This window comes from Herbaspirillum rhizosphaerae (genome assembly GCF_046025915.1).
GTDB classification, from domain to species: Bacteria; Pseudomonadota; Gammaproteobacteria; order Burkholderiales; family Burkholderiaceae_D; genus Herbaspirillum; species Herbaspirillum rhizosphaerae_A.
Map to the genome: position 1 here is coordinate 1 of NZ_JAQQFR010000021.1, position 13,456 is coordinate 13,456.

Consider the following 13,456-nt stretch of genomic DNA (forward strand, 5'->3'; position numbering starts at 1 on the left):
ACTGATCGTCGACCTGATCTACGAAGGCGGCATCGCCAACATGAACTACTCGATCTCCAACAATGCGGAATACGGCGAATACGTCACAGGCCCACGCATCATCAACGAAGAGAGCAAGAAGGTCATGAAGCAAGTGCTGACTGACATTCAGACCGGCGAATACGCCAAGAGCTTCATTCTGGAAAACAAGGCAGGCGCACCAACACTGCTGTCGCGTCGTCGCATCAACGCTGAACACCAGATCGAAATCGTTGGTGAGAAGCTGCGCGCGATGATGCCTTGGATCAAGGCCAACAAGCTGGTTGATCAAACGAAGAACTAATCGATATATCGATACCGCAGTCGAAAGAAAAAGGACGCTCAGGCGTCCTTTTTTTATTTTCCACAACTGCAATGGCTAAGATGTCACGCCGCTTGCATCTTGTCACAATTGCATTGTTCCTCCGAAGAACTAACCGCGTTGCAAGGCGTCCAAACGCCAGTCTTCGTTGCCGCCTTCAATTCCGCAATCATTTGCAAAGCGGTACGAAACTCATCAATCCGTTTTATTTCTGGAGATATCCATGTCGCGCTCAAGCCAACTATTATTCGCCGCTGTACTTGCCACTGCCACGATGGCGGCACATGCGCAATCTGCTCAATCCACCGGTACCATGGTGGTCATTCCCGCCTCAGGCGAACTCATTGTGCCTAATGACGAAGCACACGCCACCCTCAACGTTGAAGAGCAGGACAAGGACAAAGCGGCAGCAGCCTCGCGTGTTAACAAGAAGATGAAGCAGGGCATCGACATCGTTAAGCGGCAGGATCCGCAAGCGCAGCTAAGGACGCGCGGTTATTACACCTATGCGATCTACGCCGAAGATCAACGTCCGGGCAACAAGCCGCGCACCGTGGGCTGGCGTGTCGGGCAATACCTCGACGTCACGACTACCAATCTGGAGGGCCTGCCACGTACCGTCGCTGCAGCGCAGGGAGTGCTGGGACTTAATAATCTGCAATTTGGCTTAAGTCCGGCTGCAACAAAAAAGTTGGATGCGAACCTGATTAACATGACCTTCAAGAATCTCAACGAGCGTATTACGTCGATTGCCAGCGCCTTAGGTCGTCGCAGCAGTGATGCGGTGGTGGAAACGGTGGACTTCGAAGGTTCTGGTAACTATGCCCAGAACTCACCGGCACCCAAGATGATGCGTCCAATGGCCGCCGACGCGCCCATGCAGGAAGCTGTTGCTGAGCCGAGTTTCGAGCCGGGCGACACCACTATCGGCATGCATCTGGTCGGTAAGGTTCGTTTCAAGTAATTGGTCGTATGTTATCGGGCGGCCTGCTGTGCAGGTTGCCCGATTTTCTGGCGTACAGATTTATTGCGGCTCGCTGATCATTCCTCTTCATCCTAATTGCTATTGGCATTGTTCGCGTTATTCATACTAATCGCGATAAAATAGGCTTTCATCAAAACAAGAATGGCTTCGCAAGCCACCAGGTCCCTCCGTTTTCTCCGGCCGGAATCTCTGGCTGTCATTCGCTATTAACGGGTAAATATCCGTTGATTTGATTTGCGGCGCGTTACATTTCTTAGGCGCTCGTCTAGAATAAGCACGCTTTACCATTTTGAAAATCTATCAGCGACTATCGGAGCAACGTTGAATAACCATTATCCACATCCTATTATTGCCCGCGAAGGCTGGCCTTTCCTCGGTATCGCTGTTGTTGTCGCCATTATCGTTACGCTGATCGGCGGAGCCTGGTCGATTCCCTTCTGGATCATCGCCTTGTTTGTCTTGCAGTTCTTCCGTGATCCTCCGCGCACGATTCCGCAAAATCCGAATGCCGTCCTGTCGCCCGCTGATGGCCGTATCGTCGTCGTCGCTAAAGCGCATGATCCTTACACAAATCGCGAAGCGCTGAAAATCAGTGTCTTCATGAACGTATTCAACGTCCACTCCAATCGCGCACCTGTCGATGGCAAGATCGAGACCGTGCAATATTTTCCAGGCAAATTTGTCAATGCCGATCTGGACAAGGCTTCGCTGGAAAACGAGCGAAATGCGTTGGCGATCACTGCGTCCAACGGCCAGAGCGTGACATGCGTGCAAGTGGCGGGTCTGATTGCTCGTCGCATTCTTTGCTACGTCAAGGCTGGCGACGTGCTGGCGCGCGGTCAGCGTTACGGCTTCATTCGTTTCGGTTCCCGTGTCGACGTTTATCTGCCGTTGACCGCTACACCGAAAGTGAGCGTGGGTGAAAAAGTCTCGGCGACAGAAACGATTCTGGCCGAATTCTGATCACCGACGCATATTGAGACGGACTTTACATGGCAACTTTCCGCAAACGCAAAAACAAGGGTTCCATCCCTTTCCCCAAATCCTTGCGCAGCCATAAAACGCCGATGTATCCGGCACAGCTGGAAGATGTAGATGGCGCGCCGATCGTACGTCCACGGCGCTCACGTGGCATCTATCTGCTGCCGAATGCCTTTACGACGGCGGCGCTGTTTTGCGGCTTCTACGCCATCGTCATGGCGATGAACCTGAAGTTCGACCATGCCTCGATCGCCATCTTCGTAGCGATGGTGCTGGATAGTCTCGATGGTCGCGTGGCACGCATGACCAATACGCAAAGCGAATTCGGCGCGCAATATGACAGCCTGTCGGACATGGTGTCTTTTGGCGCTGCACCGGCATTGGTTGTCTATGAATGGTCTTTGCGTGGCATGGGCAAGCTGGGCTGGCTGGCGGCATTCGTGTATTGCGTCGGTGGCGCTCTGCGTCTGGCGCGTTTCAATACCAATATCGCGGTGGTCGACAAACGCTATTTTCAGGGCTTGCCGAGTCCTGCGGCAGCGGCATTGGTGGCTGGCTTTGTGTGGTTGATGGACGATCTGCGTTTTGCGGGTACGGATCTGAGCTGGGCATCGTGGATAATTACGCTTTACGCGGGTATCACCATGGTGACCAATGTGCCGTTCTACAGCTTCAAGGACATCAACTTCCGCAAGCCGGTACCGTTCATTGCTGCATTGCTGGTGGTAGTGGTGCTGGTAGCAATCTCCAGCGATCCGTCCAAAGTCTTGTTCGGTTTGTTTGTGCTGTATGGTATTTCCGGCTACATCGTCTATGCCTGGCGCAAGATCAAAGGCAAACCTGTCAGTATCGTCCAGACGGAACACGAGGAAAAGTAAGCGCTTCAGCTATCAGTGTTTGAAAGCCGCCCATGTAGTATCGGGCGGTTTTTTTATGCGTATTTCTGCTGATTCTACGGGGGCGTTGTCGCACCGCTTTGCATGTCACTGCAATATCAGGTGAGAGGGGCAAATTGAATTGCCGAGATTAACCCGCGATGTTGCCATGCTGGCATCGATCTTTGCCTTAATTACTGCTAATCTGCATTAACAACAGCGAATTTCCCGCGAGAATTGTTTATGGCAATTGCAGTCAACAGCTCGTTCACCGCCACCATTCCCTATGTTTTTGGAGGGAATGCGCCGGTCGTCGACCTGGGGCAAAGTCCCGGGGTGATTAGCACGGCCGCTGCGCTTGCCAGTGGCGGCGCAGTGGTATTGAGTTTGCCGGGTGCACCCAAGGGAGCTGTCACTTATACGGCTTCGGGCCTTCTGCATGTACTCGCCCGCGCCAGCGCGGCGACCTCCCGATCGAATGCCGCGAACGACGAAACAGCCGCCGCCAGCAAGGCCTTTCTTGCATCCCTGAGTAAATCCAATTCACGCTCGTCGGATACCTCGGTCTCTTCTGACTCGTCCGATTCTTCTGGTACCTCTGCTTCTTCATCTTTCGGTATGCAGGACGGCGTCTACAACGGTAGCGGTGTCTTTACGCCGACCGCCGGCAGTGGCGTCTCCGCCAATTTTGCCGATATCCTCAGCAGTAACCCCGGCTTGTCTTCTGTCGCTGTCAGTAGTGCTGTCGCGCAAGGCGCAGCAGTGGGCACGCTGGTCAGCACCAGCGCCTGAGCATTTACTTCCTAGTCTTTGGTTTTGATTGCGGCCGCGATGCGCTGACGCAGCGTCACGTCATTGACCATTTTTTCGCTGACGCGATGATCGGTTTCCGGTAGGTCGATGAGCTGCCGAAAGCGTGCCGACACCGCGGCTTGTTCCAGCAAGTCAGCGACCTCATGTGGAATGACCGCGTCATTCAGCGCCCTGATCAGCGTCAAGCCACCGCGATAGTCGCGGATAAATTCCAGTGTTTCGGCATCGCGCCAGCTCTGCGGCTGACGGATGATGCTTGAGAACTCCGGGCCGAATGGAATCGAAAAGGCAGTACGGCCGTAAATGGCGCCGACGATGAGAACGGCGTGATTGATGCGACTCCCCATATTGCAGGCAAGGCGCAAGGCAATTTCGCCGCTCATGCTGGTGCCGACGACAGTATGGATAGTGCCGTCGGTGTCGATGTGCGCCAATACGGCTTGTGCCTGCCGCAGGCGTTTTTTCAGTGAGCCGGGGCTATTAGCGCTGCTCTCGCCGTAGCCGGAAAAATCCAGCGCGACGCTGCCGAAACCGGATTGCGCCAGATCTTCTCGTAGCAGGCGCTGCCGCAGACGATCACTTTGACCTGCACCATGCAAAAATAACGCGCGTAGCTGCTGCGGTTCACCCAGAACATCGCCGACGATGGTTTCATCATCGACTTGCAGTTCAAAACGACACGAGGTCATTCGTCCGGAGACTGGCGCCGATCATGCGCCGGCGCCGTGGCGTAGTATGAACGCTTGTCTTCATACATGAGTGCATCCGCACGCTGCACCGTTGATTCCAGGCGCTCACCGTGCTGGCTGGTGGCAGCTCCCATCGATAGGCTTAACGGTGAGCCAGAGTAGTACTGGTTGTTGATATCGATCAGCTTCTGAATATTTTCCATCATGGCCGCTGCGCCACGGTCATCGGTAGCGGGCATGAGAATGGCAAATTCATCGCCACCGATGCGCGATGCATATACCGGCTTGTCCGCAGCTTTGCCCAATACCTCACCGACACGACGCAGCAGGGCGTCGCCGGCGGCATGACCGAGCTGATCATTGACCTCTTTGAGACCGTTGAGATCGGCCATGATGACGCTGACCGGAAACGGTCCTTTGCGTTCCAGGCGATTCATTTCGTCGACCATGAAGGCGCGATTGTGCAGCTTGGTCAGTTCGTCGTGCTTGCCGAGGAACTCCAGATAGGCCTCTGCTTTTTTGCGGGCGGTGATATCGGTCAAGGCGACCAGCACCAGGCTCCAGTCTTCTTCATGACCGGGGAAAACAGAGAACTGCAAGTGCACATGCAATTGTTCGCCATTGAGCGCGTAGTTCACCACTTCGCGTTGATGGAACAGGTTGCCGTGCCACAGTTCGCTGAGCTGCTCGTTGAAATGCGGGCGCATGTCGTCGCGGAATACCTCGCTCAGACGTGAAAGTAAGGTCGTCTTGTCCGGCGCATGAAACATCGTCAACGTTTGCTGATTGACGTCAATGACCCGGATCTCTTGCATGCAGCGCTCGACAAACTCCGGATGCACATCGGTGAAGACGCGGAAGTCCTTGATGCCGATCTGGCGCAAATCGCCGAACAGGCGTTTGACCTGGCTGAAGTCTTCAACCCAAAGAGAAATCGGTGAATATTCGAACAAGCCGCGCGCGTAATCTTCGCTGCGCGTCAGCTTGCGGCGAGCGGTTTCGCGTTCTGTGACGTTCTCCACTGCCAGCAGCACGCGGCCCCAGTTGTTTTCATAGCCCGGCAGAATACGTGCATTGAGCTGGATGTCGAGGCGCTTTCCGGACAGCGTGTAGTTGACACTATGGCTGGAGAATTCCGTTTTGCCTTCCCAGACTTGCAGCAGTTCCTCGATATGGGTGTGCAGCATGTCATCGCGAAAAACCTTGTCAAGGTTGGCGATCAGATGGGGAATGTCATCGGCCTCGAACAATTGCAGCGTCTTTTTATTGACATGCAACACCTGAATGTTCAGTGTGCAGGCATGTACGCGCGAGAGATCAGCTTGCAGGTAGCTGCGCAAATCGGTGATGCCGGCGGCACGCCATTCATCGAGCAGTTTTTTGACGCCACTGAAGTCTTCCAGCCACATTGAAACGGGCGCCAGTTCAAACATGTCCGCGTTGATGAAGTCGTCGCTGGCGGGTGTGTTGGAGGTGCTTACAGCGGCAGCGTCTGTGGAGCGGATTTCATTCTGCATAACGATGAAGAGGGATGGTGATGCAGTAGTGTAATGCCTTTATTGCAATACACACACATTCTTCAGGGTTAATTTGACATTTTTTTGACACTGGTTTGACGTTGCACAGGTAAGCCAATTGGGCCATACCTGTGCTGCACGCCCGCTGTTATTTCGATGTCATCAGTTGCGCCGCCATGCTGCGCAGCCGCCGGGTTGGCGTACTCAGCAGGCGGACGATGAGGTCTAGTGAGAAATAGCGCGGTTTGAGGCTGGCATAGCAAAGTACCTCCGCCGTATGGGTTGCATATAAGCAAGTCCAACCGCTCCGTTCGATCTGATAATGCTGGCCTTCCTGCAGGGTTGAAAGTGTTTTCAGAATGGTGTCGCTCATCCATTCCGGTGATTCGCGCAGGCGGATGCTGCCGGATTGCACAAACAGAACCGCGTCGCGGCCAGTCCACAAGTAATGGCTTTGCCCGGCGCTCAGTTGGATTCTGGTGGGAGTCGCTTGCCTGTCTTCTGTACGCATGATGTTTTCCTGTTGGTTGGCGTAGGGATAGTCTAGGCAAAACAGCTTTTGCGAAACAGGCACAGGCTGTTGCGATGTGAATCGAAACAGCAGGCATTTTTTTGATCTGTTATCGTCTGTTTTCGAGAGCTCTGTATCTATCGCTGTAAGAGAAGAACGCTGAAGATTCACTCATGGACATGCAACCACTATCTCTTAATACCGGCTCAACGCCCCAAGCTGTGTCCGACCTTGTGTCGACTGCTGTCAGCCAGCCGAATTCGCCTGGCCAGCCACATCAACCGAGTCAGCCAATCTATCGTCGTCTGGCAGAACACTATCTCTCCGCGATTCAGGCAGGGACACTGGCTGCCGGTGATCGCATGCCTTCGGTGCGCGATCTGATGCGGCAGCAGCATGTCAGTTTATCCACTGCGCTGCAAACCTTGCGCTATCTGGAGGAGGGCGGCTGGCTCGAAGCGCGTCCACGTTCCGGATATTTCGTCCGGCAGCCGCGGCGTGCTCAGATTCGTCCGGTGGGGGAGCCGAATATCTCTGCGCCATTGGACCCAGCACAGTATGTCGGCATCCACGAGCAAGTTTCCGACTTCATCGCGCGCCGCCATTTGAAGGCGCCCACCATCGATTTGAGCGGCATGAGCTGCGCACCCGAGCTGTACGCAGTCGATGCGCTGAAAAATGCTGCCATCAAAGCCTTGCGCGAACAGCCGACCTTGTTGACCAGCCCCATGCCAATCAATGGCAACAGCCATTTTCGCCAGGTCGTGGCACGCCGTGCGCTCAATGCCGGCATTCGCATCAGTGCTGACGATGTCGTGGTGACACACGGCTGCATCGAAGCGCTCAATCTGGCACTGCGCGCGGTGGCGCAGGCAGGTGACACCATCGCGGTGGAGTCGCCGACCTATTTCGGACTGCTGCAAACACTGGAAAGCCTTGGCATGCGAGCCTTGGAAATCCCGACCAGTCCGCATACCGGTATTTCCATTGAGGCACTGGAATTGGCCATGCAAACTTACGGCAACATCAAAGCTGTGGTCGTGGTCCCGACATTACAGAATCCACTCGGCTGCATCATGTCCGACAGTCACAAGGAGCGTCTGGTTAATCTGTGCGAGCAGCAGGGCGTGCCCTTGATCGAAGACGATGCCTACAGCGAGCTAGCTGACGGTGATGTGGCGCCATCGGCAGCCAAGATCTGGGATCGGAGCGGTAACGTCATCTATTGTGCCTCCCTGAACAAGGTGCTGGCACCCGGTATGCGGCTGGGCTGGATGACCTGCGGCAAATGGAATGAGCGGGTCAAGATGCTGAAGTTCGCCTATACGCGCGCCAACGAGGAATGGACGCAGATTACTGCGGCCAACTACATGGGCTCACCAGCCTACGACCGTCATCTCCGCCGTCTGCGCAGCAGCCTGAAAGACCAGCGCGAGCAGATGGCAGAGGCGATCGCAGAGTACTTTCCCGATGAAACCCGCCTGAGTGTTCCCAATGGCGGCGTTGGCTTATGGGTGGAGTTGCCGCGCAAGTTGTCGTCGAAGGCTGTCTTCGGCGCAGCATTGGACGAAGGTATCGGCGTGTCGCCGGGTGTGATTTTTTCCAATTCAGATCGTTTTGACCATTATTTGCGGCTCTGTTGTGGCAAGCCGTTCACGCGCGAGTTGGATCAGGCACTGCGTCGGTTGGGTGTGATTACCGGGCAATTGCTAGGTTAGACCTTCAATTTTTTCTGATTTAAAAAGCTTTTCGGCGTAAGTCGGAAAGCTTTTTTTGCTTCTTATACAAAATATTGTAAGAATGTGGCCTGTCCCTGCGACGAACGATCAGCCGCTTGTCCTGCGTATTCAACATTGCGCACCGTGCTGAAGGGGTCGAATTTCAGTGCGTTGCTGTCGGGCAAGCGTATCGATGAATCAGAATAAAAGCCGCTAATGAAATATCAGCGCCAATGGCAAGGCGCGTCGCCGTCGGCGGCATTTTGTCAGCGGTTCTACGTCACAGGAACAGGCTTATGGATTCTCTCTCCCAAGTGGGGACCGGTAGTGAAACGCTGCTGCAGTTGCTGGAGCAGGCAATTGGTTTTCATACCGCAGGCGATCTTCAAAAGGCAGAAAAAATTTATCGCGAGGTATTGGTGCAAGATCCGGTGCATCCCATCGCACTGCATTACCTCGGCATCTTTCTCTATCAGAATGGCCAGGACGAAGAGGGCGTGCAAAACATCCGGCTATCCTGCGCATTGCAACCGGATAACGCCGCCTGGCATAACGATCTCGGCAATGTATTGTTTGCCTTGCGGGAGTTTGAAGAGGCGTCCGATGCCTATCAGGCATCGTTGGACGCAGCGCCGCATGACCATATTGTCTGGAATAACCTGGGTTCCTCACAGCTGCAGCATGGCGATACGACCGGCGCGATTGAGTCTTTCAAGCAGGCGCTTGAGCTGAATGCCGAATTTGGCCCGGCGCTGATACATCTCGGTAATATTTATGAAGCCGCCGGCGACAAGATGAACAGCGCGCATTATCAATGTCGCGCCTTTGTGTTGCCGCCGCATGAGGATAAGTCCAAGCAGATGCTCGGCATTTCTTACTACTTCCTCGGTCGTTTGCAGGAAGCCGCGGCACACTACCGCGACTGGATGAGCGAAGAGCCGGACAATCCGATTCCTGCCCATATGTTTGCCGCTTGCGCGCAGCTGGACGTGCCGGAACGTGCTTCGGACGGTTATATCGAAAAGCATTTTGACCGCCATGCCGAAACCTTTAACGCTAATCTGGTCGACAGTCTGGCGTATCGCGGCCCGGAATTGATGCAGCAAGCGTTGCAGATAGTTGGTGCGCCGGCCAAGCAATTCGATGTGCTCGACATCGGCTGTGGTACGGGTTTGTGCGCGCCGATCATTGCTCCTTACGCGCGTTCGCTGATCGGTGTCGATCTGTCTGGAAAGATGCTGGAACAAGCCAAGGCGCGCGGCGGCTACGATCACCTCTTCAAGCAGGAAATCACCGATTACATGACCGGAAAAACGGCGAGTTCGGATCTCGTTTTTTCAGCAGATACGATGATCTATTTCGGCGACCTGGAAAAGGTATTCCAAAAAGTAGCGACTACGCTGAGAGAGAAAGGCTATTTCTTGTTCACCGTCGAGACCGATGCGGAAACGGGCGCGCAAGACGATGGATTTTCTTTGCATCCGAGCGGACGCTATCGTCACAGCCTGAGTTACGTGACGCGCTGCCTGGAGCAACTTGGTTTTGAACTGCTCGACGTTAAGGATGCAGTGATACGGGAGGAAATTCGTCAGCCGGTATTGGGTATGGTGGTTGTGGCACGGCGTAAGGCTTGATGCACAAGCGAGTGACGGGCACGGTCAGATAACGATGCAATGAACGTAAGCAAAAAAGAGCGGCAGGTTTGATCCTGGCCGCTCTTTTTTATTGTGGAGCCGGTATTGCTCAGCCGAGACGGCTCACGACGGTATTGACCTGATCTGCCAAAGGAATCGGCGCGACGGCACCATAACCCGTGGTTGAAATCGCCGCTGCTACGTTGGCGTAACGCGCTGCCGTAAATGGATCCTTGCCTTCAACGATCTGCGCGATGAAAGCGCCGCCAAAGCAATCGCCTGCGCCGGTGGCATCCAGCGCATCGACGATGTGCGGTGCGACCAGGCTGCGCTCTGTCGGCGTTGCGACATAGCATCCTTCCTTGCCCAGTTTGAACGCGATCAACTTGATGCCATAGGCCAGCAACTTATCGACGATGGAATCGCGGTCGTCCAATCCAGTCAACGCGCTCACATCTTCCCAGCTTGGAAGGCAGATGTCGCACAGCGCAAAGGCTTCTGCCATTTTGGCGCGGGCGCGTTCGATTGGCCACAGCCGCAGCCGCAGGTTGGTGTCGAGCGAGGTCAGCGTACCGTTCTTGCGCGCGTGCGCCATGGCCGCCAGACCGGCGTCGCAGGCGCTTTCGCTGATGGCGAGGCTGATACCGGACAGATGCAGCACTTTGGCATCTGCAATCGCCTGCAACGGCAATTGTTCGGGGGTGTAACGGCTGGCGGCGGAGCCGGTGCGCAGGTAGTTGAAGTGGTGGCCTTCGTCGTCATGCGTGACGACGTAGACACCCGACGCGACGCCGGGCATCACGCCGACGTGTGTCGTATCGACTTTTTCGGTTTGCCACAGTGCTTGCAGGCTCTTGCCGAAATGGTCGTCGCCGACCGCGCTGACGTAACCGGTGTCGGCGCCCTGGCGTGCTGCGGCGATACAGAAGTTGGACGTGTCGCCGCCGAAGCCTTCCAGATAATAGCGAGGATCTTCGATGCTCTGGTTGAACTCCACCATTGCTTCGCCGTAGGCGAGGATTTTCTTGCTCATGATGTGATGCCGTTGCTTAGAAGAAGGTTTGTACGATGTCGATGACGTTGAACTTGCCATCCAATACCGGCAAGTGACGCCATTTGTCGAATGTCAGGCAAGGGTGCGAGATGTCGAAAGCAATCATGTCGCCGACCTTGATATCGTCGCCTGCGTTGATCTTCAGATAAGCATGCTGATCCATCATGCCGGTGACTTCCCAATGCGACGGTGAATCGACCGGCGCCGTATCCTGACCGGGGCGGAAACGCTTGACCGGCAACGGCAGGCCGGCATCGAAGGCGGCATCGCGCTTGCCCAGCGTGACGATGGCTTTGTCGGATTCGGGAATCGATTGTACGTAAGCCCACAGTTGCAACGCCGGCAGTAATTCGCTGCGCATTTTCTTTGCTACCGGATTGCGGGTTTGGATCTGCTCCTGCGCCGCGCGGTAGACACCGACGTCATGCGTCAGATAACAACCGGGACGAAGCACTACATCCAGCGGGACGCCGATGTCGGCGCCGGCGAATTCTTCGGCGACCACGTCATACCAGGCCGATCCTGCGCCGGTCAGCACAACAGGTTTTTGCACCGAGCGATGGCTGAAATAGCCCTGTCCGGCCAGATCCTTGGCGCATTGCACCGCGCGTTGCAGGAACAGGCGGATATCGGCTTCCTCTTTCAACACGCCTTCGTAGACTTCAATGCCGGACAGCGCGATGCTGCCTTCCCAGCGCTTGACGGCGGCCAGAACGGTGGCTTGTTGTTCGTTGTTGCGCACGCCGGTACGACCGCCGACGGGGCCGAGTTCCAGCAGCACGTTCAGAGTTTGCTTGCGCTCCGAGAAGAAGCGGCCCAGTTGATCGACCAGATCAGCGGAATCGACCAGGCAGAAAAATTCAAAGGATGGATCTTCCAACAGGCCCGAAACGATGTTCATATTTTGCTTGCCGACCAGCTGATTTGCCATCAGCACACGGCGCACGCCATGGTGATAGGCTACCTGCGTCTGGTGCGCGGTCGCCAGCGTGATGCCCCAGGCACCGGTGGCCAGTTGGCGTGCAAACAGCTTCGGCGCCATGGTAGTCTTGCCGTGCGGCGCCAGTTTGACGCCGTATTCCGTAACGAAGCGTTGCATCCAGTCCAGGTTGTGCGACAGGCGCTCTTCGTACAAAACGGCGGTCGGCAGGCTCAGGTCTTCTTTGAGGAGATTCCAGGGCAGGGCGTTGACTGCATTTGGCGCCACAGGTGCCGTCAGGGTGCCGATACCCTTATTCAGCGGATCGATGATGCCGCTTTGCCAAGTGTTTTGGTAGTTTGTATCACTCATCTTGAATTTCTCCTCAAAAATTTGATTTGACGTAATGATAGTCCTGAATTTACTATGTTGGAAGTGTGTTATAAACTAACACGAAAAATTCTTCCACGCCCCAAACAGGCCTTGTAAAGCACCGTCGGGAAGCGTGGAGCCACCATCGAGACTTCATTTCAACGCCATGGCACAAGCTTTTGACATTGTTTCACGCATTACCGAGCGTAGCGGACAATTGCGGCTTGCAGAGCAAAAAGTCGCCGAAGCAATTCTCAACGATTTGTCTACCGCAGCCAGCGCCAGCATCGGCGAACTTGCGCAAAAAGCCGGAGTCAGTCTGGCAAGTGTGACGCGGTTTGCCAAAGCGATGGGTTGCCGCGACGTGCGTGAGTTCAAGTTCATGCTCGCGCAGGCTGTCGCGGTCGGACAGCGGTTTTTTGATGGTGTGAAGACAATTCCACCCGGGCAGCCCCCTGAACTCGCCGACGTCGTCTACAACGATATACATGCGGTACTCGAAGTCAATCGCGCGCTGTTGAATCCGGATGCCTTGCATCGTGCCGCAGAGCTGTTGCGCGATGCACGCATGATCTATTCATTTGGCATGGGCGGCGGTTCGACCATGCTGTCGGATGAAGCACGTTATCGCCTGGTACGTCTCGGTCGTCCGGTGGCAACTTACCACGATGCCTTGTTGCAGCGTATGGTCGCAGCTACGCTGGACAAGGCTGATGTGCTGCTGGTGTTTTCCACCACCGGCAATGTGCCGGAAATGCTGACCAACTGCGAAGTCGCCAAGGAATACGGCGTCAAGATGATCGGCATCACCGCATTGGGTTCGCCGCTGGCGGGAATGGTCGACGTGCTGTTGCCGATCAAGGCCCTGGAAACCGACTTTATTTTCAAACCTTCGTCATCGCGCTACGCCATGATGATGACGCTGGATATGCTGGTGCTGGAACTGGCGCTGCTGCAAAAGGATCGTAGCCAGGAGCAGTTGCGGCGTCTCAAATATGCGCTCGATATGCATCGCGGCGGCGGTGACCGTCAGCCGCTCGGAGATTGA

12 protein-coding genes and 1 pseudogene are annotated in these 13,456 nt (G+C 55.2%); 8 read left to right on the forward strand and 5 right to left on the reverse strand.

The features are described from left to right. From PQR63_RS22715 to PQR63_RS22735, 5 genes and pseudogenes are all read left to right on the forward strand, one after another. Positions 1-322 (forward strand): annotated as a pseudogene (locus PQR63_RS22715) (ketol-acid reductoisomerase); the annotation flags it as partial. Positions 323-563: 241 nt separating this feature from the next. Then, entirely contained in the window at positions 564-1,304 is a 741-nt protein-coding gene (locus PQR63_RS22720) for an SIMPL domain-containing protein (RefSeq protein ID WP_408170455.1), read from the forward strand. A 342-nt stretch (positions 1,305-1,646) separates the two neighbouring features. Beyond that, the gene (locus PQR63_RS22725; protein ID WP_408170456.1) at positions 1,647-2,288 is read left to right on the forward strand and encodes a phosphatidylserine decarboxylase; all 642 of its coding nucleotides are present in this window, start codon (positions 1,647-1,649) and stop codon (positions 2,286-2,288) included. 29 nt (positions 2,289-2,317) lie between these two features. Further along, the gene (gene pssA / locus PQR63_RS22730) at positions 2,318-3,184 is read left to right on the forward strand and encodes a CDP-diacylglycerol--serine O-phosphatidyltransferase (RefSeq protein ID WP_408170458.1); all 867 of its coding nucleotides are present in this window, start codon (positions 2,318-2,320) and stop codon (positions 3,182-3,184) included. Positions 3,185-3,424: 240 nt separating this feature from the next. Continuing rightward, positions 3,425-3,973, forward strand: coding sequence for a hypothetical protein (locus PQR63_RS22735; protein WP_408170460.1), 549 nt, complete (start codon positions 3,425-3,427; stop codon positions 3,971-3,973). An 11-nt stretch (positions 3,974-3,984) separates the two neighbouring features. Here the strand turns inward: PQR63_RS22735 and PQR63_RS22740 are convergent, their stop codons facing one another. From PQR63_RS22740 to PQR63_RS22750, 3 genes are all read right to left on the reverse strand, one after another. Continuing rightward, positions 3,985-4,683: an alpha/beta fold hydrolase gene (locus tag PQR63_RS22740; protein ID WP_408170462.1), complete on the reverse strand. Its 699-nt coding sequence runs from the start codon at positions 4,681-4,683 to the stop codon at positions 3,985-3,987. Next, on the reverse strand, positions 4,680-6,200 hold the full coding sequence (locus PQR63_RS22745; protein WP_408170464.1) for a sensor domain-containing diguanylate cyclase: 1,521 nt from the start codon (positions 6,198-6,200) through the stop codon (positions 4,680-4,682). Before PQR63_RS22745 ends, PQR63_RS22740 begins: the two co-directional genes overlap by 4 nt. Before the next feature lie 148 nt (positions 6,201-6,348). Further along, the gene (locus PQR63_RS22750) at positions 6,349-6,711 is read right to left on the reverse strand and encodes a hypothetical protein (RefSeq protein ID WP_408170466.1); all 363 of its coding nucleotides are present in this window, start codon (positions 6,709-6,711) and stop codon (positions 6,349-6,351) included. Positions 6,712-6,884: 173 nt separating this feature from the next. Between PQR63_RS22750 and PQR63_RS22755 the strand changes: the two genes are divergently transcribed. Continuing rightward, positions 6,885-8,429: an aminotransferase-like domain-containing protein gene (locus PQR63_RS22755; protein WP_408170468.1), complete on the forward strand. Its 1,545-nt coding sequence runs from the start codon at positions 6,885-6,887 to the stop codon at positions 8,427-8,429. 296 nt (positions 8,430-8,725) lie between these two features. Next, positions 8,726-10,063 carry a tetratricopeptide repeat protein gene (locus tag PQR63_RS22760; protein ID WP_408170470.1) on the forward strand — a complete coding sequence of 446 codons (1,338 nt, stop codon included), beginning with the start codon at positions 8,726-8,728 and terminating at the stop codon, positions 10,061-10,063. Between the two features lie 109 nt (positions 10,064-10,172). On the opposite strand, the gene PQR63_RS22765 is transcribed toward PQR63_RS22760, so the two are convergent. After that, a complete protein-coding gene (locus tag PQR63_RS22765) occupies positions 10,173-11,096 on the reverse strand; it encodes a sugar kinase (protein ID WP_408170472.1) in 924 nt (307 codons plus the stop codon). A 16-nt stretch (positions 11,097-11,112) separates the two neighbouring features. Continuing rightward, on the reverse strand, positions 11,113-12,408 hold the full coding sequence (locus PQR63_RS22770) for an amino acid deaminase (protein ID WP_408170473.1): 1,296 nt from the start codon (positions 12,406-12,408) through the stop codon (positions 11,113-11,115). A 166-nt stretch (positions 12,409-12,574) separates the two neighbouring features. Here PQR63_RS22770 and PQR63_RS22775 point away from each other — a divergent pair, with 166 nt between their 5' ends. After that, entirely contained in the window at positions 12,575-13,456 is an 882-nt protein-coding gene (locus tag PQR63_RS22775) for a MurR/RpiR family transcriptional regulator (RefSeq protein ID WP_408170475.1), read from the forward strand.

Bases quoted from the DNA above. Each gene is read 5' to 3' on its own strand.
- PQR63_RS22720 (WP_408170455.1), top strand. From the start codon at position 564: ATGTCGCGCTCAAGCCAACTATTATTCGCCGCTGTACTTGCCACTGCC.
- pssA (WP_408170458.1), top strand. From the start codon at position 2,318: ATGGCAACTTTCCGCAAACGCAAAAACAAGGGTTCCATCCCTTTCCCC.
- PQR63_RS22735 (WP_408170460.1), top strand. From the start codon at position 3,425: ATGGCAATTGCAGTCAACAGCTCGTTCACCGCCACCATTCCCTATGTT.
- PQR63_RS22740 (WP_408170462.1), bottom strand. From the start codon at position 4,683: ATGACCTCGTGTCGTTTTGAACTGCAAGTCGATGATGAAACCATCGTC.
- PQR63_RS22745 (WP_408170464.1), bottom strand. From the start codon at position 6,200: ATGCAGAATGAAATCCGCTCCACAGACGCTGCCGCTGTAAGCACCTCC.
- PQR63_RS22750 (WP_408170466.1), bottom strand. From the start codon at position 6,711: ATGCGTACAGAAGACAGGCAAGCGACTCCCACCAGAATCCAACTGAGC.
- PQR63_RS22755 (WP_408170468.1), top strand. From the start codon at position 6,885: ATGGACATGCAACCACTATCTCTTAATACCGGCTCAACGCCCCAAGCT.
- PQR63_RS22760 (WP_408170470.1), top strand. From the start codon at position 8,726: ATGGATTCTCTCTCCCAAGTGGGGACCGGTAGTGAAACGCTGCTGCAG.
- PQR63_RS22765 (WP_408170472.1), bottom strand. From the start codon at position 11,096: ATGAGCAAGAAAATCCTCGCCTACGGCGAAGCAATGGTGGAGTTCAAC.
- PQR63_RS22770 (WP_408170473.1), bottom strand. From the start codon at position 12,408: ATGAGTGATACAAACTACCAAAACACTTGGCAAAGCGGCATCATCGAT.
- PQR63_RS22775 (WP_408170475.1), top strand. From the start codon at position 12,575: ATGGCACAAGCTTTTGACATTGTTTCACGCATTACCGAGCGTAGCGGA.